This is a genomic window from Paenibacillus amylolyticus (genome assembly GCF_051136285.1).
GTDB classification, from domain to species: Bacteria; Bacillota; Bacilli; order Paenibacillales; family Paenibacillaceae; genus Paenibacillus; species Paenibacillus amylolyticus_F.
The window spans coordinates 1,283,895-1,308,795 of sequence record NZ_CP194938.1; the positions used below are offsets into that span (position 1 = coordinate 1,283,895).

Here is a 24,901-nt window from a genome sequence, read left to right on the forward strand (position 1 = left end):
CCGCGGGCTGCTCTTTGCTCTTCGTTTGTCTAAGCACTGTCTGGTACAGTTCAGGCTTCCGGAAGCTTCAATCGTTCAAGCGCGGCAGATGCAGCCTGTTGTTCCGCCTCTTTTTTGGAACGTCCTGTACCTCGGCCAAGCCGTTCTTGACCCATATGGACCTCTGAGACAAACTCACGTTCATGGGCTGGTCCCCTTTCTTCTACAATCCGGTATTCCAGAGCTCCCATATTGTGATGCTGTGTGAGTTCTTGCAACTCTGTTTTGTAGTCACTCATTTGCAGCTTGCTGCCAACAACGATTAACGGAAAAACATGCTGCTCCAGAAAGGTTCGTACAGGCTCAAGACCCTGATCAAGATATAATGCACCAATAAATGACTCGAACACATCCGCCAGAAGAGCCGGACGTGTACGTCCTCCAGTTAATTCCTCACCTTTTCCAAGAAGTACATATTGTCCAAAACTGAGCGCTTCAGCAAATTTGACGAGGGAAGGTTCACAGACAATAGATGCCCGCATCTTTGTTAGTTCTCCTTCCGGACGGTTAGGATACAGATGATACAAGTACTCCGATACAGTCAGCTCCAGCACAGCATCGCCCAGAAACTCCAGACGCTCATTATCCTGATGTTGACTGAATCGATGTTCGTTTACATAAGAAGCATGGGTAAACGCTTGTTTTAGAAGCTGCCTGTTGTCAAATTTGATTTGAAGTTTTTGTTGTAACTGCTTCAGATCTTCACTCAAACGAACTAGCCCCTTATGCTTCAAATTTTTTGAGAATAATGGTGGCATTGTGACCGCCGAATCCAAATGAATTGGACATTGCTATATTCACTTCAGTTTGACGCGGAACGTTAGGCACGTAATCCAGATCACATTCAGGGTCCTGATCCTCCAGGTTAATCGTTGGAGCCAGTGTCTGATGTGTTAGCGACAATCCGCAGATTACAGCCTCTACACCACCCGCAGCGCCAAGCATATGACCTGTCATGGATTTCGTTGAACTGACTGCAAGCTTGTACGCATGATCGCCAAACGCTTTTTTGATTGCGAGCGTTTCGGAACGGTCACCTACTGGCGTTGAAGTGCCGTGTGCATTGATGTAATCCACTTCTTCTGGCTTAATACCCGCATTACGAAGTGCCATCGTCATACAACGCGCTGCTCCATCCGGATCTGGTTCTGTCATGTGATGAGCATCACCCGTCAGACCATAACCGATTACTTCACCATAGATGCGTGCGCCACGAGCCTGAGCATGTTCAAGGGATTCCAGAATCAGAACACCAGCACCTTCACCCATAACAAATCCGTCACGACCTGTATCAAAAGGACGACTTGCCTTAGCAGGATCATCATTACGTGTAGACATGGCACGCATCGCACAGAAACCAGCCAGTCCTGTTGGGCGGATGGTTGCTTCAGCACCGCCGCAAATCATCGCATCTGCATCACCATTTGCAATCAATTTAAAGGAATCTCCAATGGAGTGTGTTCCTGTTGCACAAGCGGTAACGACATTGATGTTCGGACCTTTGGCACCAAGTGAGATGGACATCTGTCCAGACGCCATATTTGAAATCATCATCGGGATAAAGAATGGACTGACACGTTTAGGACCTTTTTGCAAGAGCGCATTGTGCTGATCTTCCCAAGTTCCCAATCCACCGATACCAGAACCGATCGATACGCCAAAACGCTCTGCATCAATGTTCTCATTGATTTTCAGACCGCTATCTTCAACCGCTTTGAAACCAGCTGCCACAGCGAACTGTACAAAACGATCCATCTTCCGTGCATCTTTTCGATCCATATATTCTTCCGGGTTGAAATCTTTGATCTCGGCTGCAATCTGTGTCGTGTATTCACTAACATCAAACGCCTCAATCTGAGAAATTCCGGACTTTCCTGCCATTAAACTGCCCCAGAACGTCTCTAAATCTTTTCCGAGCGATGTCATTACGCCCATTCCGGTAATTACAACTCTTTGTTTCAACCGACTCACCTCTATATCGACTGCATTTCGCAAGTATTTTGTGGGAATATCCGCAGACTCGGATACGGAACGCCTTTACTAAAGATCAGCGAAGCAACCCGTCTGCGGGATGTGAAAAACCAATGAATGATGAGAAGTCCCGCCTGTTCGAAAACAGGAGCGGGACTTAATTGACTTTAGGTATGAGATTGTATGTAATTAACAACTTCACCTACGGTCGTAATTTTTTCTGCATCTTCATCAGAGATTTCCAAATCAAATTCATCTTCCAATTCCATGACCAATTCCACTACATCCAAAGAATCAGCACCCAAATCTTCTTTGAAAGATGCTTCAAGTGTAACTTCAGCTTCGTCTGCGCCTAAGCGGTCAACGACGATGCGTTTTACACGCTCCAATACATCGGACATCCGGTTCACCTCCTCCTAGATATTATACGAGAATCGCAGGCAAAATGCCATAGAAGACATATGCGGCTCCCGGCCGGGGAACCCGGCCTTTTTCCGGCATTTCGGATCATCCAGCGCCCGTTCCCCGACTGTAGTTCAAGTCCAGGAAATTTACATGTACATGCCGCCATCGACATGCAGTGTTTGACCTGTCATATAAGATGAAGCTTCTGATGCCAGGAATGTAACCACTTCCGCAATTTCATCCGGCTGCCCCAAACGGGACAACGGAATGCCACTAAGCATACCATCGACCAGCTCTTGAGACAATTCCTTTGTCATATCGGTTTCAATGAAACCTGGTGCAACACAGTTCACCGTAATTCCGCGAGAAGCAAGTTCACGAGCAGAGGCCTTCGTTAAACCAATAACTCCAGCTTTCGCTGCAACGTAGTTTGCTTGTCCTGGATTACCCAGTACACCTACGACAGAGGAAATGTTAATAATTCTACCTGAACGCTGCTTCATCATAGGACGTGTTACTGCTTTTAGACAGTTAAATACCCCTTTGAGATTTGTTTCGATTACCTGATCGAACTCTTCTTCTTTCATACGCATGATGAGGTTGTCCCGGGTAATCCCCGCATTGTTCACCAGAATATCCACATTGCCCCACGCTTCAAGCGTTGTTTTAACCATTTGTTCCGCTTCACCCATCAGACCTACATTCGCCTGAACAGTAATAGCTTCAACACCCTTTGCTCGAATCTCATCGGCTACTGCTTCTGCAGCAGCCTGACTGCCAGCGTAGTTTACAGCCACATTCGCTCCAGCTTCTGCCAGGGCTAGCGCAATGCTACGGCCGATCCCGCGTGACGCTCCGGTTACCAATGCATTTTTACCTTCTAACGGTTTAGACATAACCATTCCTCCTCTCCCTGAATCTACATAAGTTAAACTTAAGTTATTTACATAAGCACTAAGGTGACAGAATAACCTTACAATCGCTGTTATCCCCAGATTTTTTGATCCCCTTCTGCAAAGGGGAAAATCCGGTGATAAAGGCGAAGCCTATTCTTCCGATGCAGCTTTCTTTCAGAAAGCTTTTAGCTTCGCTTTTCCAGGTTTTTTCTGTCCTCTCCGTTAAAGTGTAAATAAATAGTTCTACTTATGTGATTTAATTATTTTTAAGACCAGATGCAGTAGTTTCCAATGTTTCAAGACTGTTCACATTGTATGATTTTACGGTTTTATCTGTTTTTTTAATCAAACCGGTTAATACTCTACCCGAACCAATCTCAATAAACGTATCCACACCTTGCTCAATCAGCCATGTCACACTGTCTTCCCATAAAACCGGAGAATAGACCTGAGCCGTTAGCAAGTCAGGAAATTTTCCATCTTCAGCAGGTCTCGCCGTAACGTTAGCTACCACAGGAACCTTAGCAGGTGAGAATGTAGCTGTACTCAGCTTATCCGCAAGTTTCTCCGCAGCGCCTCTCATCAGGGAAGAGTGGAACGGACCACTCACTTCGATTGCAATCGCACGTTTGCCGCCAGCTTCCTTTACCCGCTCTGACACGGCTGCAACGCCTTCTTTTACACCCGAAATGACAATTTGTCCCGGACAATTGATGTTGGCAAGTTCAACTGCATGACCACTCTCTGACACTTCACGGCAAAGCACCCCCAGCGCTTCCCGATCTGCACCTAGTACAGCGGCCATAGCTCCCTGCCCACCTGGAACAGCCTCTTCCATATATTGCCCACGAGCGCGGACAATTTGCAAAGCATCCTCAAAGGACAGAACACCCGCGGCCACTAAAGCACTATACTCTCCCAGGCTGTGTCCTGCAACATAGTCCGCTTCAATTCCTTTTTCTTTGAAAGCCTCTAACAGCGCGATACTTGCTGTGAGCAGAGCCGGTTGTGTATTGGATGTTTGTTTCAACTCGGCCTCTGGCCCTTCAAAGATCAGGTTACTTAGGGAGAAGCCCAGAGCTTCATCTGCTGTGCGAAAAACTTCAGTGGCTGCTGGCACAGACTCATATGCATCCTTAGCCATACCTACAGTCTGTGATCCCTGCCCAGGAAATACAAAAGCGATTTTACCCATTTCATTCATCCTCCAGCTGTCTAGTTTACCATACGAGTACGGATGCTCCCCATGTCAAACCGCCACCAAACCCGACCATCAAAACGGTGTCTCCAGCTTTCATACGGCCTTCTTCTGCCGCTTCGACCAGTGCAAGCGGTATAGATGCTGCCGACGTATTCGCGTATTTGTCTACGTTAACAACCACTTTCTCCTCTGGAAGCTCCAGCCGCTGCATTGCTGATTGAATAATTCGTACATTCGCCTGATGCGGAACGAACAAATCTACATCGGTACGATCCATGCCAGCTTTGCGAAGAACTTCAATCGTTGCTGTACCCATTACACGAACGGCAAATTTAAACACTTCACGGCCGTTCATATAGATATAATGTTTTTTGTTCTCAATCGTTTCCGCACTTGCTGGCAGACGTGAACCACCGCCTTCAATGTTAAGAAGACTGCCTCCTGCCCCTTCTGCACCGAGATCAAATGCTTTGAATCCACGACCTTCCGGAACTTCACCAACAACGACAGCACCCGCTCCATCACCGAAAAGAACACAAGTGTTGCGGTCTGTGTAGTCTGTAATGCGTGACAGGCAGTCCGCACCGATCACAAGTGCATTGTTATACATTCCACTTTTAATGAAGCTGGTTGCTGTAGCAAGACCATATACGAACCCGGAACAAGCAGCGGACAAATCAAATGCGGCAGCTCCCTTGGCTCCCAGTTTGTCCTGCAGAATGCAAGCTGTTGACGGGAAAGAAGAGTCCGGTGTAATCGTTGCAACAATGATCAGATCCAGATCGCTACCAGTCATACCAGCCGATTCAAGAGCCTTCAATGCAGCTTCATAGGCCAAATCAGAAGTGGCTTGATCCGGTGCAGCAATATGCCGCTCCTTGATGCCTGTACGGCTGACAATCCACTCATCATTCGTATCGACCATTTTTTCCAAATCACTGTTTGTCAAAATTTTCTCTGGCACGTATTTACCTGTACCAATGATCCCTACTGGGCGCAAATTATTCATATCGTCACTCACTTCCCGCTAATTTCCTTAGATATGCTGTCCACCAACTGATTTTGCACTGCAATCCGTGCCTGACGCACGGCATTTTTGATCGCATTGCCATCCGCCGAACCATGACTTTTCACGACCAGTCCACTTAAACCTAACAAAGGGGCACCACCGTGCTCCGTATAATCAAGCTTGCTCTTTAGTCCCCGTAATTCTGGCAGGAGCACCGCCGCAGCCAGTTTATTTTTGAAGGACGAAGTAAACTTTTCTTTGAGCAGACCAAAAATGGCTCCTGCCGCGCCTTCCAGCGATTTGAGCAAAATGTTGCCGGCAAACCCGTCACACACGAGCACATCACAGGCGCCAGTAAGTACATCCCGTGCTTCTACATTCCCCACAAAACGAATAGGGAGTTGTTCCAGCAACGGATAGGCATGCTTAGTCAGCTCATTGCCTTTGCCCGGTTCTGTTCCAACATTGAGCAACCCCACTCTCGGGGATGCAATACCTTGTACTTTTTGCCGATATAGGCTGCCCATCAACGCATATTGTGCGAGGTGTTCCGGTTTAGCATCCATATTCGCGCCCAAATCAAGAGCAAGCACGCCCAAATCATCCATCGTAGGAATCATGGGAGCAAGCGCCGGACGTTCAATCCCGTCCATCCGGCCTACAACGAGTAAACCCGCCGTCATTAACGCTCCGGTATTACCTGCCGAGATCATTGCATCGGCTTCCTTCTCTTTGACCATGCGTCCAGCTACAACCATTGAGGAATCTTTTTTGCGTCGTACCGCTTTTACCGGCTCATCATCTGAACCAATCACTTCGGAAGCGTGCCGAACGCTCAAGTTGGCCGGTCTTGCTCCTGACTGACTTAAAAGAGGTTCAAGCTTGGCTTCATCGCCTACCAGGACGATCTGTGTATCCGCCCATTCCGTAGCCGCGGCAACAGCCCCTTCTACGGTTGACGCAGGGGCATGATCGCCACCCATGGCATCAATGACGATTCTCATTCCAAATGACCTCCTTCTTTGCTGTCTTCTCCACCTGAATGATAGATCACAAAATTCCCTTGAAACACCATTTCTTCACCCACATAGGTGAACACTTCAACTTTTGCTTTGCCTTTCTGACCGGGGATAGATTTGACATAAGCCTTGGCGATGCATTTCTCTCCCAAACGAACCGAACGAACAAAACGTATGTCTGCCGAAGCTGTTAACGCAATCTCATCATTAATGACAGCGACTGCCAGCGAGTTGGCTTGTGCAAAAACATAATGACCACGGGCAATGCCTGTTCTTGAGAAAACATGCTCCTCTTTGATCTCAAACAGAGATATTCCGCTCTTGTCCAGCTGCAAGTCCACGATATCACCGATAATTTCATGCAGGGGCAGTGAGCGCACCTGATCATACGAGCGCTCCGCCATCAGTTTCATCCGTTCCCGAAGCTCCGGTATTCCAAGTTCCAACCTGTCAAGACGGATCGTCTGAATACTCACCTTCAATTGACGTGTAAGCTCCTGGTCGGTCACAAACGGATTCTCATCTATCATTTTAGTTAACTGCTGCTGCCTCTGTCTCTTCGGTAAACGCTCGATGCCTGACACCCCCCGCTGTATCGTTTCTGGAACCGCCCTTCGGTCAGGTTCAGTCATTCAAGTCTTTACTTCTCTATATACTGTAACCCCCGCTCACCCAAGGGAGCTTCTCCTAAAAGTTTATGATGATCTGTATGTAACGTCAAATCTTAGAACCTGGTACTAAACTATAGTATATCTCATCCTGTGTCAAAAAGAAAGGCTGGTATAACAATTTCACACCACTTCAGCAAAGCGTTGTGCGTTGATAGATAGCGTATCCAAACCTCGGCTGAAGCCAGACGTCCGTTGATTTTTTCCTCATACAAAAAAGCAACACCTCATCAAAGATGAAGTGTTGCTTCATGTCTAGCTATTATTGAGAGATGATCTCTCTTGCTTTGTACGTTCCGCACACTTTGCACACGTGGTGACTCAGTTTAAGTTCGCCACATTGTTCACATTTCACCATGCCCGGTACAGCCAATTTAAAGTGAGTGCGACGTTTGTCGCGACGCGTCTTGGACGTTCTCCGTTGAGGTACTGCCATTATTCCCACCTCCTTATCAAAATCAACCTTTACAGGTAGTTGTTACGTTCGATTTTCAATCATGCTCATTTAAAAAAATCCTTGAGTCCTGCAAGCCGCGGATCGATAACCTGGGTATCACAACCGCAGTCACCTTCGTTCAGCTCGTGGCCACACTTGGGACAGAGTCCCTTGCATGTATCGCTGCAGAGCGGTACAAACGGAAGATCCAGCAGAAAAGTTCCCTCGGCATACACCTTCAGATCAACGCTATCCCCATCCACATAGAGTGTATCGTCATCCTCAGATAATTCCTCCGGTTGTTTTCCCTGCTTGAATTGCTCATGAAAATCAATATGAAAATGTTCACTAAGCGGCTTAAGACAACGGGAGCACAACATGTCCATCCCTACTGTCAGTTTGCCATGAACATCCACAACGTTCCCCTCTCTGATCTCAGCATATAAATCTGCAGTCATCGGGGTAACGGCTGTGATATCTTGTCGGTTAGAAACCAGATGTTGAATATCCCATTGTTCATTAAACTTCACGGGACGATCACTGGTCGCCACTTTGCGAAATGGCATTAACATGTTCATCACTCCAAACGAAATCAATTTCATAAATAGTTGCCCTACGAATGGCGGCAGTATACAGTTCAAGACGATCCTAATATGTGCGTTCATCCCTGACTGTATGTATGATGGCTGTCACCCGTAAAAGATTTATGAAACTGACTTAACAAACAAAAATCATTATACCGATTTTTCAAGAGGTTTGTCAACACTTTTAACTTTACACCCTTTTTGAAAAACAGTAGCTCCGATGAAACCGTCACATCTGATCTATTATAGACCTACTCCGGAATAACTACAAGTCATCTCCAGAAGTATACCTGTGAAACTATTCTCGACTTGCACCCGATGCGCTTCCCTCTTTATATGGTCACTAATCGTTAACGAATGGTGTGATCTATGTCACACAGGCCATTTTACCTGCTGTCTATACTTGCTATAAATCGAAAGCACAATTAACATACATGAGCATTTTCATAAGCAACCTTTGCAGACCATATATCAACGATAATCGGGAGGGAAATTACATGTTAAGCCAACAAACGATTGATGTAATCAAATCTACTGTACCTGTACTTGAAGTTCACGGTGAGGCCATTACACGCCATTTCTACCAAACGATGTTTGCGGCTCACCCGGAGTTATTGAACATTTTCAACCATGCTAACCAGAAACAGGGCCGTCAGCAAGCCGCTCTCGCCAACATGGTATATACAGCGGCCCTGCACATCGATAACCTTGCTGCCATCTTGCCAGCTGTTCGTCAGGTTGCTCACAAACATCGCAGTCTTGGCATTGTGCCTGAGCAATACTCGATTGTTGGTACTTATCTGCTTCAAGCCATCAAGGATGTATTAGGTGATAACGCAACGGATGAAATCTTAACGGCATGGGGCGATGCATACCAAGTCATTGCAGATGCCTTTATTGGCATTGAACAGGATATGTATAGCGAAGCCGCCAATCAGACTGGCGGATGGGACGGTTTCAGAAACTTCAAAGTTGCGAAGAAAGTGCAAGAGAGCGAAGTCATCACTTCGTTTTATTTGATGCCGGAAGATGACCAGTCTATTGCTTCATATCAACCGGGGCAATATATCAGCATCAGAATCCAGCCTCATGGACAGAAATTCACTCAGATTCGTCAGTATACCCTTTCCGACGCACCTGGCAAACCCTATTATCGTATATCCGTAAAACGCGAATTAGGCGGACCCGATCATCCCGACGGAGTGATCTCTAATTACCTTCACGATCACATTACAGAAGGCAGTCTGGTGGAAATCTCTGCTCCAGCTGGTGATTTCACATTAGATATGGAAGATCAGCGTCCTGTTGTACTGGTGAGTGGCGGTGTAGGCTTAACGCCAATGATCAGTATGCTTAACGCTCTGATAGAGTCCAATAATCAGCGTCCGATCACCTTTTTACACGCTAGCCCGAACGGAATATCTCATGCGTTCCGCGATCATGTAAACCATTTGTCTCAAGAGCATTCTCATCTGAAAGCTTACTATTGTTACACGGCTCCTGTTGATTCGGATCTGGAGAACGAACTGGTTTACAAGCAGGGATACATGGATGCGGCATGGCTTCGTCAAGTCATACAGGAACCGGATGCGAATTATTATCTGTGCGGTTCGGTAGCGTTTATGCGCTCTGTTTATGCAGAACTCACTTCGATTGGTGTTGCAGCAGATCGTATTCACTATGAATTTTTCGGACCAAAAGCCAGTCTTGCTCCTGCAACGGAGAATGTTTGAGTAAAACGACTACCGAAAAAGCGTTAAATTAGAGTTTTTCAAAAGGAATAATAACTCGATTTAAGGTACAGGCGCATCTGCGGATGCTGATCCTGTACCTTTTTTTCACGATTTGCTCTAACTCAAGCTCTCCTCTATGATGGAAGAGGCACATGACTATTATTGAATGAATCATTACATAGAAACGAAGAACACAGAAACAAACTGAAGAAGCGAAGTGTTGACCTATACGTTTTCTGAAAAGAAGGCTGCAATATTTACAATAAGAAAGGAGTAACGCTCATGAAAGCTGTAGGCGTTATTGTGGAGTATAATCCATTGCACAACGGACATGTGCATCATCTGAATGAATCCCGGCGGCTTAGCGGAGCAGACGCCGTTGTGGCCGTGATGAGCGGCCCTTTTCTCCAGCGTGGCGAACCCGCCATCGTTGGTAAAAGGGCACGCACCGAGATGGCGCTCCATGCTGGCGCCGATCTCGTGCTTGAACTGCCGGTTGCGTATGCGGTTCAACCGGCGGAGTGGTTTGCCTTTGGTGCGGTATCGCTGCTGCACCGCACCGGGGTTGTGGACTCGCTCTGCTTTGGCAGCGAGTCCGGCGACATGGACAGCCTGCAGCGCATTGCGCGCGTGCTGGCTGTGGAGCCCGCAGGGCTGCGCGAGGATATCGCGCGCCGCCTGCGGGAAGGCGCCAGCTACCCCGCCGCGTACGCAGGCGCGGCGGCAGCGCTGGCGCCCGGCGGCGTCGATGCTCACGACGCCGCGGCACTGCTGGAGCAGCCCAACAATTCGCTTGGGCTGCACTACCTCATCGCGCTGCAACGGCTTGGCAGCGCGATCCAGCCCTTGACGGCGGCGCGTACCGGTGCCGCCTATCACCAGGCGACGCCCGGCCCGGGGGCGATCGCCAGTGCCACTGCCGTCCGCCGCCTGCTGCTGGCGGACGGGCCTAACGCCGCCGCACCATACGTGCCGGCGGCAACCCTTGCCATTCTGCAACGCGAATGGCAGGAAGGGCGCGCTCCCATGCACTGGGAGCGCTTTGCACAGCCGCTGCTGCACATCGCGGCTACCCGGCGTGCCTGCGAGCTGGAGCGCATCGCCGAAGTCACGGAAGGACTTGAGCATCGGCTCATTCGTTCACTCGCCCAGCTCCCGGAGCCTTCAGTCGAAGCTCTCCTGAATGCACTCAAAACCCGGCGATACACGCGCACCAAACTGCAGCGCATGCTCACCCACCTGCTCTTGAATCACACCAAAGATGAGTGTTCACCGGAGCAGTTAGCGAGCGGCCCCGGATATCTGCGTGTCCTCGGCTTTACTTCGAAAGGCCAGAGCCTGCTCAAACAGATGAAAAAAACAGCTTCTCTGCCCATTGTCACGAAGCCATCCACGTTTGATCACACTCAACTGGAGCTGGACATTCACGCCCAAGCCGCCTACTCACTTGCACATGACCAGCACGATGCATGCAGCATATCACGCGTCATGTATAGCGACTTCTACGATTCACCTGTGAGAATGTGATTGAACATCTGCGTGAATAACGCCTCATTAGATACATAGGTGCAATATCACACTTGCCATAACATCCAGCCAAAAAATCCCTTGTGCGCAGCCAATCCGGCTGTCATCACAAGGGATTTTGTCATTTTTTTCAAAAGTTTTTTTTGAGCCTGTTTCCTCTGCCCAATATTCCCGTTCCATTAAGATTTCACAGACAAGGTATTCAGATAAGTCAAAGCATCATCAAGCGTACTAACAGGTACAAGCTTCATACCCGTATGGATTTCTTTTGCTTTAGCCTCGGCTTCCTTGTAATTGTCTTTTGGCACAAAGAAAATCTCAGCATTTTTACGATCAGCAGCGACAATTTTATGTTGAACACCACCTATGGCACCTACGACCCCATCTTTTGTAATCGTGCCTGTGCCAGCAATGCGATGTCCTTTGGTCAGATCACCGGGAGTTAACTGATTGTAAATCTCCAACGTAAACATCAGCCCCGCAGATGGCCCGCCCACCTGAGTACTTGAAAAAGTGATCTGTTTATTCGGATCTTCCGGCTTCACCTTCTGAACCGCACCGATCATCACCCCGAGGCCCGTTCGTGTCTTGCCTGTCTTGCTGTCTTTGACCTCAACCAGCGTCACATCCCGACTGATCGTCTCACCGCCGCGTTCCAGCTGCATTTCCACGGTATCTCCCGCTTTCTTATCCTTCAGCTGCTCGGCAAGTAAGTTATTATCCGGCGTTGCTTTCCCGTTTACACCCATAATAATGTCTCCGGGCTCAATATCTCCGTCCGGCTTCGGATTATCCGAGAGACCAAATACAAAGATATGCTCAGGTACAATAGAGTACGCGACACCTGCTTTTTCGTACGCTGCCTCCATGGCAGATGATTGCGAGTCACTCATGAACCAGACCTGTTCAGCCGAGTATTCCGCCTCGCTTTTGCCACGCAGACGATCTTCTTTTTTATCCACTTGCGCATTTTTATCAAAATACGATGTACCTAGCAAAAATAAGTTGGCATACGTCGCCGACACCGTGGTCATCATGAATACGCCTTTTTCATCATGGTCACCGTCTTTCACGGTAACCATGGGTTTAACTTCATCTGCGCTGCCAGGTTTATATATAATATATGGCGTTGGCATGTACACCGTAAGATAGACGATCAGAGCCACCGCGATCACATAGATCGAAGCTCTGAAAGCACCCGATTTCCGGAACCGATTCATCTCTTGAGCCTCCGTTCTTTGTATCTCTATACAAGCTGAACCCAAGCTCTACACTGCACTGCCGCTCTAGCAGCACCCTGATTGGAAAATCGTTTCATGAACAACTCCACAAGGGTTGCTTTCGTGTAAATATTTAGCTCATCTTATTTTATATTATGTTTAATGCAAGTCTAACACCTTACCATTCCTGCATACAATGGTACAGGCCGGATAGGCCGCTGCATCACCGGCTGTCTGTCCGGTCAAGGCCGAACCGTTTACGGACGTCATTCGGCCGTCCACTACAATCCTGATGCCTGAAAGGCGTTAATCGATATGAGGTGAAACGATGTCCGTATCAAGTGAGGTTCGAAATCCGGGTTTATTGAGAACTATATTCCTGAGCAGTAGTGCATTCATGCTGGTTATTGCAATCGTTGCATCTCCGAAGGAAGCATTCGACGCCTCGATTCAAGGTCTGGACATCTGGTGGAAAATTGTCTTTCCAGCTCTACTGCCATTCCTGATGTTATCGCAAATGCTGACCGCGTTTGGTTTTACCCACGCCTTAGGTGTTCTGCTGGAGCCCTTAATGCGTCGTTTGTTCAAACTGCCCGGCCATTCCGGCTTCGCTCTCGCCGTAGGCATGTGTGGAGGTTTTCCAGCCGCCGCTGATGCGGTATCCCGATTAGTCAAGGATCAACAAATGACCGCCAGACAGGCGGTTATTATTGCGGCAGCAGCTCATTTTGCCAATCCTATGATGATTCTTCTCGTTGTTGGAGGTGCTTTTCTTCAGCAGCCTGCCGCCGGATATTTTCTACTGATGATACACTGGATTAGTGGCTGGATCGCAGCTGCGGTTGGCATACGTCTTCTCCCACCATCTCGCAAAAAAGATCTTTTGTTAGGCTCGTCATCATCCGACAAGACCTTCGTTTCACCATCATTAGCCCATAACGAAACACTGGCAGCCAAAAACCAACCGTTCCCTCCACCTCCAGCACCTCGAAAAATCAGTATCGGTTCTCGTATGTTGCTTGCAGCCAGAGAAGCACATAGCCGGGATGCACGAGGTTTTGGTAAATTGCTGGGTGATACCGTGTCCCAGGCAGTGCAAACACTAATGTTAACCGGAGGTTATATTATCGTTTTTGCCGTATTGATCCGGTTACTCTCCATTTATCTGACCCCTGGCTTTCCAGCCGCATTATGGCCATCCGTGCTCGAGGTTCATCTAGGTACATATCACATCAGCAAGACGTTACTGGCTCCCGCCATTCTCATGGCGTTTCTGGCAGGCGCGCTTGGCTGGGGAGGACTATGCTCGCATTTACAAGTCTCATCGATGCTGAGAACAGCGATCCCCGGTATACAATCGATGCTTTTTTTTGTGATCGTTCGATTGGGGCATGGATGGACCGCCTTCGTCCTTACCCTGTGGTTGTGGGAACCATTCAGTCGAGCAACAACAGAAGTCTCGGCCACATGGCAGACTGTTGCAGTAAAGAACTCAGACTCTTTATTCTCGTGGCCCTTTCGGTATTTTTCAGACACCACGAGTACATTACAAGTCATATGGAGCACCTTCCCTGCCGCAGTTGTAAGCCTCGTTATACTTCTCGGGGTGATGATTAGTCTTTCAGGTGTGACCTTATGGATTAACCGCCATTTTTCTCGCTGATCTTCTGACGAAGCGCAGCTTCGACCTCAGGAGATACCAGATCTGTTACCTCACCGTGATAATGAGCAATCTCTTTGACGATACTGGAACTGAGGTAGGAATATTTCGGGTTGGTCATCATAAAAATCGTTTCTGCATCTGGATTCAACTTACTATTCGTGGAAGCGAGCTGCAGCTCGTACTCAAAATCGGTTACCGAACGGATGCCACGAACGATAACCTGCGCTTCCTTTTGCCGCACATAATTCGCCGTCAGATCACGGAAGCTATCCACTTCCACGTTAGGCAGGTGGCTGGTTACAGTAAGGATTAGGTCCTTACGTTCCTCTACCGTGAAAAGCGGATTTTTACTCATATTATTCAATACAGCAACAATAACACGGTCGAACTGTTTCGATGCTCTTGCAATAATATCAAGATGTCCCATCGTTACGGGATCAAAGCTTCCTGGGTATACGGCAATGCGTTCCTTCCGCTGAATCATTTCAGTCATGAGGAACCTCCTCTTCTGTGATGCTGTTTTCTTCATCCTCTGCCGCACCGGGTACATAATCGTAAATGGATACAGCGGTCTCCCCGTACACCGCTTTACGCGTTTGTTCAAACGGGCCAAATTGTTCAGGGTACTCATGTTTGGATTCATATTCCAGCACGATGGTTGCCCCCTGCCCAAGCAGTTCCAGTTCGTGCATCGTTAACATTAACTCGTGTCCGTCCTTCATGCGATAGGGCGGATCGAGAAAGACCAGATCAAACGTTGTGCTCCGTTTGGCCAGCGCTTTGAGCGCTCGACCCGCATCATTCCGATATACAGCCGCCTGATCCTCCAGCTTGGTAGCCTTCAGATTTGCGCGGATCACTTCAATACTTTTCGGTTCCAGATCAACAAAAACAGCCTTGTCCATGCCGCGGCTCAGCGCCTCAATACCGAGACCTCCACTGCCTGCAAACAGATCCAATGCTGCTCCGCCCTCAAAATAAGGGCCAATCATACTAAACAACGCTTCCTTCACCTTATCAGTGGTCGGTCGCGTACCTGTGCCGGGAACAGCCTTCAGCGGCCTGCCCTTCGCACTTCCAGATACCACTCTCACGAATGTGTCACCTTTTCTCTCTATGTAAGTTTATTGATAAAGCTATCGTACCACACTCCGGTTCTGTTTGAAAAACACTGCTTCTGCCTATACAAAAAATTGTTGACGGATTGTTGACGGATATGTATAAAAAGGAAACCTTTAGGACATTCTATAATTATCGACATCACAAGTGTCGTAGACAACCGCGGAGAAGACTTACGTTTCCCCATAAGCTCTTCGTCCGGTTTCTCCTCTCCCATGAAAAAGAAGCTCTCGAAAGAGGGCTTCTTTTTGTTGTAGGAACGTTGACTATTAATCATTGCTTAGAATGATTTAATGCCATTTGCTTTATTACGAACCGGAATCCATACCTCGGTGATGAAATGTTGATGCTTATCATCCACCCAGTAATATTTCTCTATACAGGGTCCTTCCACTTGTTCAAAGTTCGTTGACGGGAACCACTCGGTGTAGATCCGTTTCCAAATATCCTGAATACTTATATCAATCTCGACATCATCTGGCATCGTCCCTCGACTATCAAAAACAGCATAAGTTTGATCAGGAATATGAACAACGGTAAATTCATCCGGTACCTGAATACCCTCTGGCGCTTCTGCTCCCATCAAATACCGCTTCGAACCATCCTCATCAAAATCAAAATGATAACCATATAGCAATGTTCCATCTGGTTTCTCTAACAACTTGAGTATCTGACCATGAGAGCCATCTTTCCAAATTTCCTCCACAAATACGGGTATCTCTTTATACGCATCTTCATGGATGATAACGCTTTTTCCAAATACTATAGAGCCTTTTTCCTCGACCATTCGATAATCCATCTCTGATTCCCCTTTAACCTGAATTTGAAAGGAGATTCGAGGGAAAGCTTTAAGTTTCACATTCATTTTCTTTGCCTCAAGAGGTGTTACCCCATGCATCCTTTGAAATGCTTTCGTAAATGCTGCTGGACTATCATAACCGTACTTAAGTGCAACATCAATGACTTTACAATTGGTTCCCGCTAACTCCTGAGCCGCAAGTGTAAGCCTTCTATTTCTTACGTACTGGGTAACCGTTACGCCGGTTACTGCATGAAACATTCGCTGAAAATGGAATTTCGAACTCATGCCTGCCCTAGCAATGTCTTCAATCTCAATCGGCAAATGTAGATGTCGTTCCACATAATCAATCGATTGGTGAAGCAGTTTAAATATTTCCAGGATCTCTCATCTCCTTTCTTCTACAGTGTAAAAGAACGCTTAAGTATCTTCTTGTTTAGAAATGCTCTAATTTGTCTATGAACGAAAAGAAAACCGACTAATTAGTCGGCAGCCTGTTAACACGGCAAGTGTTTTATTTTCTCATGTGGTGATATTTGTGTACATGTTTAAACTCACCTGTTCACTATGCGTACTTCTCTTCCATCTCACCCAACGCAGCTTCCTCTTCCGTCTGCATCCATCCAATTTCTTTAAGCCACACGCCAATATCAGCAATAAATGCATCCGTTTCAAAATGATCTATCTTATACTTCCTTATCTTTTCACTCAGCAATGTATAAAACGCATGGCTTAATGCATATCGCTGCTTGCTTTTGCTCCAGGCCTTATAACGGTCTTCGCTGACCGTCATATCGAAATAGATCACCTTTTCTGCCTTCACATGTCTGACGTTTGATTTGCGCCCGTATTCATCGGGAAGGCAGCGGAACACAAAGTATAGTTCAATATCACATGATGCGTACTTTTCAGCGGCCTTATCGAAAACAGGCTGTAACTCATCGGATAACTCGGCAACTTTGGTCAGCCCTGACGTATCGGTTGTTTTGCCCAGAATCAAAGCGAACCCCCTCCTTGTCTCGACAACTCAAGTACATTCTTGTTTAACACGTTCTCTTTGTTTTCGATTCGAAATGCGCATATTGATCAATGGTACGAGAAGTAAGACAGATGGCAAGAACATGGAAGATGATCCCGACCTGATCGCAGAGAAAGCAACAAAAATCAGTGCAAGCCAAGTTATCATTTCCATGATTTCCAACTTCGTTAACGTCACTTTAAAAGCTTTTTTTGAGATTAAGCGAATCAAAACGTAAGCAATTAAACTATAGAAAGCAACCATACCCAATATAGCAAGTAAAACGAGCACTACCATCGTTTGCATATTATTCAACCCTTATTTTTTTCTTCATTTTACTATAAATAAATAATATTGTCTTTTTAATTCTTGTTTCCACACTTCTGATCGCCCAGCCCTCTTCACTTCTCTTCCGTCACAATCGTTGCATTATAGATCACAACCCGTTTCCCGTTCAGGTCAAACAGTACTTTGTTGCCATACTCGGTATCCTGCACATCAATCTTGCCTTCGTAAGTCTGAATCAACTCACCTGAATTACTGTACACCTTTACTACACGTTCCAGCCCGCCAGCATTATTCGATCTCATCGTTTTAAGCGCACGTTCACCGGAAGCTGTATTAAAATACCATATAAATGATCCAACAATGATGCCTAGAACAGCCAGCACCGTGACCCATACCCCTGTTTTTGCTTTTCTGCTCATCCTGTTCCCTCCTTGGTCTCTTTGTTCTGTATTCTACGAGAACGGAGCGAGAACGGTTTCAATCAGAGAAATTTTAGGCTGGTCAATAATTGGTCTTGTATCCTAAAACAAAAAAACAGAGGCCCCTTTCAAGGGACCTCTGCCTTTGATTTTATAAAATTTTAGTCAAGTTACTGCTACACGGATACCAATGGCAACAGTATTTATTGTTCTTGCCATACAATTTCTTCTTTACAGTGAACGAATAACAAATTCGAAGTTCAGCTCACCATTGGAAGGAATCTGATATTCCGGATGTACCGGAGCGCCCCAGCTATCGTCACCACCAACACCCATTTGTTTACCGGCTACGGTAACTACCGTGTAGTGCACTGGTGGAAGCTCATACACATGCTGAGCATTCTCCAGTTCAAACGCCGTATATGGTGACACATTCAATTCAACTGGCGCACCGGAAGCTTCAATTTTGAAACCACGTCCTGCATTGTCCGTCAGCTTGACCCAGCGTACACCTGTACGGTTACCCGACTCCTGTGGTACAAGATATGGAGCCATGGTGTCGGCTACCTTGCTACCATGGATGCCCAGACGAGCGCCAAATGCGCGATCCGAATAGTTTTCCTCTGGACCCATCGCCAGCCATTCCACGTTCTCATAATCCGGAGACGTTCTGAACGACAGCGCGTGAATTGGCAGGTTTGGCAATCCTTCGGTTCCTTTGTACGTGTTATGCACATGTACACTTCCATCCGCAAGCACAGTATAGATCACTTTCACCTGTACATCTGATGAGATGTTCAGTTGGTACGTGAACTCAATCCGGTATTGATCCGATTTTTGTTCATGTTTCCATTCTACAGAACGTGGCAACAGGCTGGCAGCATACCATGCACCAAGCTCGAAGCCCATCGCTGTACCCTTGTCATTGTCTGTCGCTGCACGCCAGAACAGTGGTGCAGGCGGAATCGCAATGGTTTCACGTCCGGAGAATTTCAGGGAAACCAGTGTTCCAAACTGCTTGGAGAACAACGCATGCGTTTGACCCACACGAACGCCGATGTTTACGTCACCTTCAACGACCTGAATATCGCTCACAAGGTTTTTGTCCGTCGCAACAGCTGTTTGGTTACCTTCTTGTGTGAAAATGAATTGACCAAATGCCACTTCTTCACCTTTGTCAGCCCACAACGTTGCCTGTTTCAACACAAATGCCACGTTAACAGCGTATTCGCCACCTTCAAGAGCCTTTGCATCCAGAGGAAGTTCTACCACGGTTTCACTCTCCGCAGCAACATTTACATCCAGTGTGCCGCGCAATACTTCATGTCCTTCACGCTCCAGACTGTACACCAGTTCAAACGCAGAAGTATCTGCGAACAGGTTCTGGTTCACAATTTTAACGTCGTCACGGCTTGGGAACAGTTTAATGTTCTGATACAGGAATTTAACCTCCTGCATTTTAGCAGTCACTTTACGATCTGCGTGAACAATCCCGTTGCCGCAGAACGAATAATCCGATGGACGATCCCCAAAGTCTCCGCCATACGCCAGATACTCTTTGCCATACCGATCTTTTTTATAGATGGATTGGTCGATGTAATCCCAGATAAAGCCACCTTGATACATCGGGTACTTGTCTTCCAGTTCGGTGTATTTATGCATACCACCAATGGAGTTACCCATCGCGTGCATATACTCACAGCTAATATATGGTTTGGTCGGGTTATCGTTCAGGAACTCCTCGATGTCAGCCGGTTTGGCATACATCCGGGATTCCATATCACTTGTGTCATTGAAACGGCGGTCGTGGAACACACCTTCGTAATGAACCATACGTGTTGGATCTGCCGATTTGAAGTATTGTGACACCTTGTAGATGACTTCACCGCCATGGGATTCGTTACCACAAGACCAGATCAGAATGGACGGATGGTTTTTATCACGCTCCACCATGGAAATTGCACGATCCATAACAATGTCATGCCACTCCGGCTTATCGCCAGGGATTACCCAAGAAGGCTCAACTGCGCCAAGCTTCTGCCAGGAGCCGTGAGTTTCCAGGTTCATCTCATCAATCACATAGAGTCCGTACTCATCACACAGCTCATACCACAAGCTTTGGTTTGGATAATGTGATGTACGAACCGCATTCATATTGTTTTGTTTGATCGTACGTACATCCCACAGCATGTCTTCCTTCGTTACAGCACGACCACGGCGCGGATTGAACTCATGCCGGTTTACCCCTTTGAATACAATACGCTTACCATTGATATGCATCACTTTATCGATCATTTCGAATTTACGGAAACCAACCGATTGAGGAACAACTTCCACAAGGTTGCCTGCTGCATCATATACACGGATGTATAAACGATACAGATACGGAATCTCTGCACTCCAGAGATTTACTTTACCGATTTCTTCGCGAAGTTGTACCAGTTCTTTATCAACTACAGTACTGCCAAAACTTTTGACCGTATTTCCGTCCTTGTCCACAAGTTCAGCTTCGATCCGTGCACCGGCTGCCGCTTTTCCTTCCAGTTTCAAATCCAGTTCCAACGTGCCGTTTGTATACGAAGCATCCAAATCCGTACGAACATGAACGTCACGAACATGCGCAACTGGCACGGTATACAGATAGACATCTCTGAAAATACCGGAGAAACGCCAGAAGTCCTGATCTTCTAACCAGCTGCCCGTGCTGCGTTGATACACCTCAACCGCTAATTTGTTCTCTCCATCCTGAAGGAATGGTGTCAGATCAAAGTCAGATGGCGTGAAGCTGTCTTCCCCATATCCCACAAATTGTCCGTTAAGCCACACATAAAATGCGGATTCCACACCTTGGAATGAAATGTATACCGGGTTTGCTTCCCAGCCTGTTGGCAGATGGAATGTACGAATGTAACTACCCACCGCGTTTTTATCCTGTGGCAGAGCCGGCGGACGAAGTTCATTCAATCCATCCCACGGATATTGTGTGTTCACATATTGAATCTGTCCGTATCCTTGCAGCTGAATATGTCCTGGCACTTCAATATCATCCCAGCCTTCGCTGGAGTACTCGGAAGAATAAAATAGTTCTGGGCGGCAATCCGGACGAATCGCATAGTTGAATTTCCATGTTCCATTCAGATCGTAACGCATTGACATTGTAGCCGAAGCCTTTGCTTCCTCCATCGTGCTGTAATAACGGTGATCGGAATACGCATGAAGACGGTTGACCTCAAATACACTTACGTCACCTAACCAGTTGATATCTGCCTTTGTTGCTTTCATCGGCTCTCTCTCCCTCTGCTGAAAGTGTCTATATTTTTTCATCTATACAAAAAAGATAGAGGTACGCCTGTACAGGCGTCCTCTCTTCTTTCCTGCATTCGTCCAGCTGGACGTGATACGCGGTTAATGCTTATTTTACAGAACCAACCATACCTGCAACAAAGTGTTTTTGCATGATGAAGAACACAATTGCTGTTGGCAGTGTTGCAATAACAACTGCGGTCATGATAACCCCGTAATCCGGAGCATAACCTGCACCGAGGTTGGAGATCAGGAGCGGAATCGTTTGCTGATCCGGAGTTTGTAATACGATGAGCGGCCACAGGTAGTTGTTCCAGCTGCTCATGAATGTAATGATCGCTGCTGCTGCATACGTTGTTTTCATCGTAGGCATATAGATTTTCAAGAAAATACCCAGTTCACTCAAACCGTCAATACGTCCAGCTTCCAGCAAGTCTTTCGGGAACATTTTGGTGTTCTGACGGAAGAAGAAGATCAGGAACGCTGTTGTGATGGTCGGTAGAATAACGGATGCCATCGTATTAATACCAATTACGGGTACTGCACTCGAAATGGTTGCAAACATACGATAGAGCGGAATCATAATCGCTGCAAACGGAATCATCATCGACATGAGCAAGATGTTAAACACGATATCACGGGATTTTGTACGGTAAACCTCAAATCCATACCCTGCCAAAGAACCAATCAACAGAGCGAGAATCGTGGAAACGATCGAGATAATCGCTGAATTCCCCAAAGCTTGCAACAGATTTGTGGAATCAAGCAGTTTGTTAAGGTTCTCGATTAGAGCAGAGCCAGGCAGCAAAGTACCTTTAGTCACGGCTACCGACTGGTTTGTAGCGCTGACGATCATCCAGAAAAATGGGAAGATGGAAATAAAAGCGACGATGGACAGGAAAACATATGTGAAAATGCGTTTTGCTCTTGATTTAGCCATTTTTATTATCACCTGCCACTTTAAACTGGATAATGGACAATATAATGATCAGAATTACGATAGAATACGAAACGGTTGCTGCATAACCGAAGTCCGGTGAATATTTGAACGAAAGGTTGTAGATGTATTGTGAGATCGACATGGTCGCGTTACCCGGACCACCTTTGGTAATGTTCATAATTTCATCGAAGATTTGCAATGTACCAATCGTTGATGTAATGGATGTGAAGAGAATGATCGGTTTAAGCAATGGTACAGTGATTTTGAAAAATTGAGTGAAAGCATTCGCTCCGTCAATCTTCGCTGCTTCATAGATCGATTGATCGATGTTCTGCAAGGATGACAGATAGAAAATCATATTATATCCGGTCCAACGCCAAGTAACGGCGATTATGATCGTAATTTTAGCCCAGAACGGGTCAGTAATCCATTGAATTGGAGTGCCGATAATATGCATACCCAGCAATGCCTGGTTCACCATACCATCCGGTGCAAACAAATATTTGAATACAACCGAGTAAGCAACAAGTGAAGTTACACATGGCAAGAAGATTGCAGTACGGAAAAAGCTGCGGAAACGCAGTGTGCTGTCATTCAGCAATACGGAAATGAACAAACCGAGAATGATCATTAAAGGTACTTGAATGATTAAGTAAATGAATGTGTTCGATAAAGCCGTCCGGAATGTTGTATCCACGAGCAATCTTTTGTAGTTCGCGAGGCCCGAAAACTCAAGGTTGGCACCTTTGCCTGACTTGAATGATAAGAGCAGCGCTTGAATCATCGGATAGAAGTAGAATGCTACAATTCCGACAACAGCCAGCAAAACAAAAGCCCATCCAGTCAAATTATTTTTCTTTTGGAGACTGTCTCCTGTATTTATGGCTTTCACAGTATGGCTCCTCTCTCTCCATGCAACATGGTTAGAACCTACAGAGCCCCTCGCCATGTCCAGCTCGACTTGCGCCAGACAAGGGAGACGGCTCCGTTGTTTCCTAGGTTCTATAAGTTACCTTGGGATATTAGTTTAATTGTGCCTCAGCTTGTTTTTGTGCATCATTCAGAACGTCATCGATTGATTTACCATTCAGGTATGCTTGCATTTCAACAACCAAGATATCTTCGATCGCATAAGTGTTGCTACCATAGTTTACTTTTGGAATTTCTTTTGTCCAGTTAGCGAAATCAGCGAAGATTTTTTGACCACCGAAGAACTCGTCTGGTTTGTTGTATGCATCACCATCAACAGCCGGTGTGTACGTACCGATTGCACCGATTTTAGTCAACAATTCTTGATACAACTCTTTGTCAGAACCAAAAGTTTTAGCCATGAAGTCAGCCGCTTGATCTGCACCAGGAACATCGTTCATGATATACCATGAGCTACCACCCAAGTTGGATGCGTGTACAGAGTTTGCTTGACCAGCCATTTTCGGTATTGGAGCTACAGCCCATTTACCAGATTGGGAAGCTTCTTGACGAACGGATGGTGAGAACCAGTTACCTGTAGGAATTGTTGCTACGGCACCGTTATTGGCGTTGGCAACGAATTGGCTCCAGTCGGAGTGCAATTTAACAACATTAGCATCCATCATTTTTTTGTATGTTTCGAACGCTTCTTTCAATGCAGGGTTGTTGTTCAGATCAGGTGTTTTACCATCTTCAGCTGTGTACCATTTGCCTGCAGTCTGGATCATCATACGGATGATACCCAGGTCGTTAGGGTCAAGAGATAGAAGCTCTTTACCTGTTTTTGCTTTTACAGCTTCACCGATTTTGATGTAATCATCCCAAGTGATGTCTTGCAGGTCAGCAGATTTGTAGCCTGCTTGCTCAAGCAAGTCTGTTCTGTAGTACAAACCAGCTACGCCAGAGTCAAACGGAATACCATATTGTTTGCCTTCATAAGAAGTTGGCCCAATTTTATACTCTGCAAAATCGGAAGCTTTGATTGTCGAAGACAAATCTTTGAAAGCATCAGGGTAAGCACTCAGGAAGCTTTGTGCACGGTAGTCTTCAATCAGAACTACGTTTGGCAGACCGCTGCTTGTTCCGGAGTTCAAGCCAGTGTTCAGCTTCTGAATGATCGCATCTTGAGCATTTTCAATGATGTTGATTTTCAGATCAGGGTTTTCTTTTTGGTAAATTGCTTTAGCTTGCTCCAGAGCACCTACGTTAAATGCTTTATCCCAAGCCCAGATCGTAATTTCTTTTGCTTTCTCGCCGCCACCACCGCTAGCAGCTTCTTTACCTCCACCGCCGGATGAACATGCGGACAACAGCAATACCGTTACGAGCATCAATACCCACATTTTTTTCAAACCATTCAACTCCCCTTCGACCTCTTTGTTTGTAAATTTGTTTGCGTTTTCTGAAAGCGGTTGCTTTCGATGTATTCATCTTATCATTCCCATTTCTCCATTCGTTAGTAAAAATTTTGTGCAGATTTGTCTTCTTATTGCCACAATGAAAACCTTTACAGAAAACGGTTGCACTTAATTTGGTTTTTTGTACTTTCTTTTGATTTTGTACTATTTTGAGCTGAACATTTTACAACTATGCAAGTCGTTTATGATTTGGAATATGAAAAACCCCTCATCTCTGGGTATCAGAAATGAAGGGTCCGTGAATTTTGGAGCTCATA

24 protein-coding genes are annotated in these 24,901 nt (G+C 46.4%); 4 read left to right on the top strand and 20 right to left on the bottom strand.

Annotated features, from left to right (window positions below; all coding sequences use genetic code 11):
- Window positions 1-50: 50 nt before the first annotated feature.
- From rnc to ACR8BL_RS05795, 10 genes are all read right to left on the bottom strand, one after another.
- Complete coding sequence (gene rnc, locus ACR8BL_RS05750; protein ID WP_434751717.1) at window positions 51-749, bottom strand: ribonuclease III; 699 nt, start codon at window positions 747-749, stop codon at window positions 51-53.
- Window positions 750-762: 13 nt separating this feature from the next.
- The gene (gene fabF, locus ACR8BL_RS05755) at window positions 763-2,001 is read right to left on the bottom strand and encodes a beta-ketoacyl-ACP synthase II (protein WP_434751718.1); all 1,239 of its coding nucleotides are present in this window, start codon (window positions 1,999-2,001) and stop codon (window positions 763-765) included.
- 176 nt (window positions 2,002-2,177) lie between these two features.
- Window positions 2,178-2,411 carry an acyl carrier protein gene (gene acpP / locus ACR8BL_RS05760; protein ID WP_024630176.1) on the bottom strand — a complete coding sequence of 78 codons (234 nt, stop codon included), beginning with the start codon at window positions 2,409-2,411 and terminating at the stop codon, window positions 2,178-2,180.
- A 150-nt stretch (window positions 2,412-2,561) separates the two neighbouring features.
- Window positions 2,562-3,311, bottom strand: coding sequence for a 3-oxoacyl-[acyl-carrier-protein] reductase (gene fabG / locus ACR8BL_RS05765; RefSeq protein WP_434751719.1), 750 nt, complete (start codon window positions 3,309-3,311; stop codon window positions 2,562-2,564).
- Window positions 3,312-3,567: 256 nt separating this feature from the next.
- Window positions 3,568-4,506: an ACP S-malonyltransferase gene (fabD, locus tag ACR8BL_RS05770; RefSeq protein ID WP_434751720.1), complete on the bottom strand. Its 939-nt coding sequence runs from the start codon at window positions 4,504-4,506 to the stop codon at window positions 3,568-3,570.
- A 25-nt stretch (window positions 4,507-4,531) separates the two neighbouring features.
- Window positions 4,532-5,521 carry a beta-ketoacyl-ACP synthase III gene (locus ACR8BL_RS05775; RefSeq protein ID WP_434751721.1) on the bottom strand — a complete coding sequence of 330 codons (990 nt, stop codon included), beginning with the start codon at window positions 5,519-5,521 and terminating at the stop codon, window positions 4,532-4,534.
- 8 nt (window positions 5,522-5,529) lie between these two features.
- Window positions 5,530-6,525, bottom strand: a complete 996-nt coding sequence (gene plsX / locus ACR8BL_RS05780) for a phosphate acyltransferase PlsX (RefSeq protein ID WP_434751722.1) — start codon at window positions 6,523-6,525, stop codon at window positions 5,530-5,532.
- Complete coding sequence (gene fapR / locus ACR8BL_RS05785) at window positions 6,522-7,070, bottom strand: transcription factor FapR (RefSeq protein WP_240036837.1); 549 nt, start codon at window positions 7,068-7,070, stop codon at window positions 6,522-6,524. The genes plsX and fapR overlap by 4 nt, the downstream gene beginning before the upstream one ends.
- Window positions 7,071-7,470: 400 nt before the next feature.
- Complete coding sequence (gene rpmF / locus ACR8BL_RS05790; RefSeq protein WP_017689233.1) at window positions 7,471-7,644, bottom strand: 50S ribosomal protein L32; 174 nt, start codon at window positions 7,642-7,644, stop codon at window positions 7,471-7,473.
- A 65-nt stretch (window positions 7,645-7,709) separates the two neighbouring features.
- Window positions 7,710-8,216: a YceD family protein gene (locus ACR8BL_RS05795; protein WP_434751723.1), complete on the bottom strand. Its 507-nt coding sequence runs from the start codon at window positions 8,214-8,216 to the stop codon at window positions 7,710-7,712.
- Window positions 8,217-8,725: 509 nt separating this feature from the next.
- Between ACR8BL_RS05795 and hmpA the strand changes: the two genes are divergently transcribed.
- Complete coding sequence (gene hmpA / locus ACR8BL_RS05800; protein WP_434751724.1) at window positions 8,726-9,961, top strand: NO-inducible flavohemoprotein; 1,236 nt, start codon at window positions 8,726-8,728, stop codon at window positions 9,959-9,961.
- A 282-nt stretch (window positions 9,962-10,243) separates the two neighbouring features.
- Window positions 10,244-11,488 (top strand): nucleotidyltransferase, encoded by a 1,245-nt coding sequence (locus ACR8BL_RS05805; RefSeq protein WP_434751725.1) that lies wholly within the window; start codon window positions 10,244-10,246, stop codon window positions 11,486-11,488.
- Between the two features lie 179 nt (window positions 11,489-11,667).
- Here ACR8BL_RS05805 and ACR8BL_RS05810 read toward each other — a convergent pair whose 3' ends face one another.
- Complete coding sequence (locus ACR8BL_RS05810; protein WP_434751726.1) at window positions 11,668-12,708, bottom strand: SepM family pheromone-processing serine protease; 1,041 nt, start codon at window positions 12,706-12,708, stop codon at window positions 11,668-11,670.
- Window positions 12,709-13,036: 328 nt separating this feature from the next.
- On the opposite strand from ACR8BL_RS05810, the gene ACR8BL_RS05815 reads away from it, so the two are divergent.
- Complete coding sequence (locus tag ACR8BL_RS05815; RefSeq protein ID WP_434751727.1) at window positions 13,037-14,371, top strand: nucleoside recognition domain-containing protein; 1,335 nt, start codon at window positions 13,037-13,039, stop codon at window positions 14,369-14,371.
- Here ACR8BL_RS05815 and coaD read toward each other — a convergent pair.
- The 4 genes from coaD to ACR8BL_RS05835 form a co-directional block, all read right to left on the bottom strand.
- Window positions 14,349-14,855 (bottom strand): pantetheine-phosphate adenylyltransferase, encoded by a 507-nt coding sequence (gene coaD, locus ACR8BL_RS05820; protein WP_434753027.1) that lies wholly within the window; start codon window positions 14,853-14,855, stop codon window positions 14,349-14,351. The genes ACR8BL_RS05815 and coaD overlap by 23 nt on opposite strands.
- Window position 14,856: 1 nt before the next feature.
- Window positions 14,857-15,465 (bottom strand): 16S rRNA (guanine(966)-N(2))-methyltransferase RsmD, encoded by a 609-nt coding sequence (rsmD, locus tag ACR8BL_RS05825; protein WP_434751728.1) that lies wholly within the window; start codon window positions 15,463-15,465, stop codon window positions 14,857-14,859.
- Window positions 15,466-15,770: 305 nt separating this feature from the next.
- On the bottom strand, window positions 15,771-16,631 hold the full coding sequence (locus tag ACR8BL_RS05830; RefSeq protein WP_434751729.1) for an AraC family transcriptional regulator: 861 nt from the start codon (window positions 16,629-16,631) through the stop codon (window positions 15,771-15,773).
- 223 nt (window positions 16,632-16,854) lie between these two features.
- Complete coding sequence (locus ACR8BL_RS05835) at window positions 16,855-17,289, bottom strand: hypothetical protein (RefSeq protein ID WP_434751730.1); 435 nt, start codon at window positions 17,287-17,289, stop codon at window positions 16,855-16,857.
- 73 nt (window positions 17,290-17,362) lie between these two features.
- Between ACR8BL_RS05835 and ACR8BL_RS05840 the strand changes: the two genes are divergently transcribed.
- Window positions 17,363-17,545 carry a hypothetical protein gene (locus ACR8BL_RS05840; protein ID WP_434751731.1) on the top strand — a complete coding sequence of 61 codons (183 nt, stop codon included), beginning with the start codon at window positions 17,363-17,365 and terminating at the stop codon, window positions 17,543-17,545.
- 163 nt (window positions 17,546-17,708) lie between these two features.
- On the opposite strand, the gene ACR8BL_RS05845 is transcribed toward ACR8BL_RS05840, so the two are convergent.
- From ACR8BL_RS05845 to ACR8BL_RS05865, 5 genes are all read right to left on the bottom strand, one after another.
- The gene (locus ACR8BL_RS05845; protein ID WP_434751732.1) at window positions 17,709-18,014 is read right to left on the bottom strand and encodes a hypothetical protein; all 306 of its coding nucleotides are present in this window, start codon (window positions 18,012-18,014) and stop codon (window positions 17,709-17,711) included.
- Window positions 18,015-18,245: 231 nt separating this feature from the next.
- Entirely contained in the window at window positions 18,246-21,296 is a 3,051-nt protein-coding gene (locus ACR8BL_RS05850; protein ID WP_434751733.1) for a glycoside hydrolase family 2 TIM barrel-domain containing protein, read from the bottom strand.
- A 130-nt stretch (window positions 21,297-21,426) separates the two neighbouring features.
- A complete protein-coding gene (locus ACR8BL_RS05855) occupies window positions 21,427-22,257 on the bottom strand; it encodes a carbohydrate ABC transporter permease (RefSeq protein WP_434751734.1) in 831 nt (276 codons plus the stop codon).
- Window positions 22,250-23,149 carry a carbohydrate ABC transporter permease gene (locus tag ACR8BL_RS05860; RefSeq protein WP_221790616.1) on the bottom strand — a complete coding sequence of 300 codons (900 nt, stop codon included), beginning with the start codon at window positions 23,147-23,149 and terminating at the stop codon, window positions 22,250-22,252. The genes ACR8BL_RS05855 and ACR8BL_RS05860 overlap by 8 nt, the downstream gene beginning before the upstream one ends.
- A 130-nt stretch (window positions 23,150-23,279) precedes the next feature.
- Window positions 23,280-24,578: an extracellular solute-binding protein gene (locus ACR8BL_RS05865; RefSeq protein ID WP_434751735.1), complete on the bottom strand. Its 1,299-nt coding sequence runs from the start codon at window positions 24,576-24,578 to the stop codon at window positions 23,280-23,282.
- Between the last annotated feature and the right edge of the window lie 323 nt (window positions 24,579-24,901).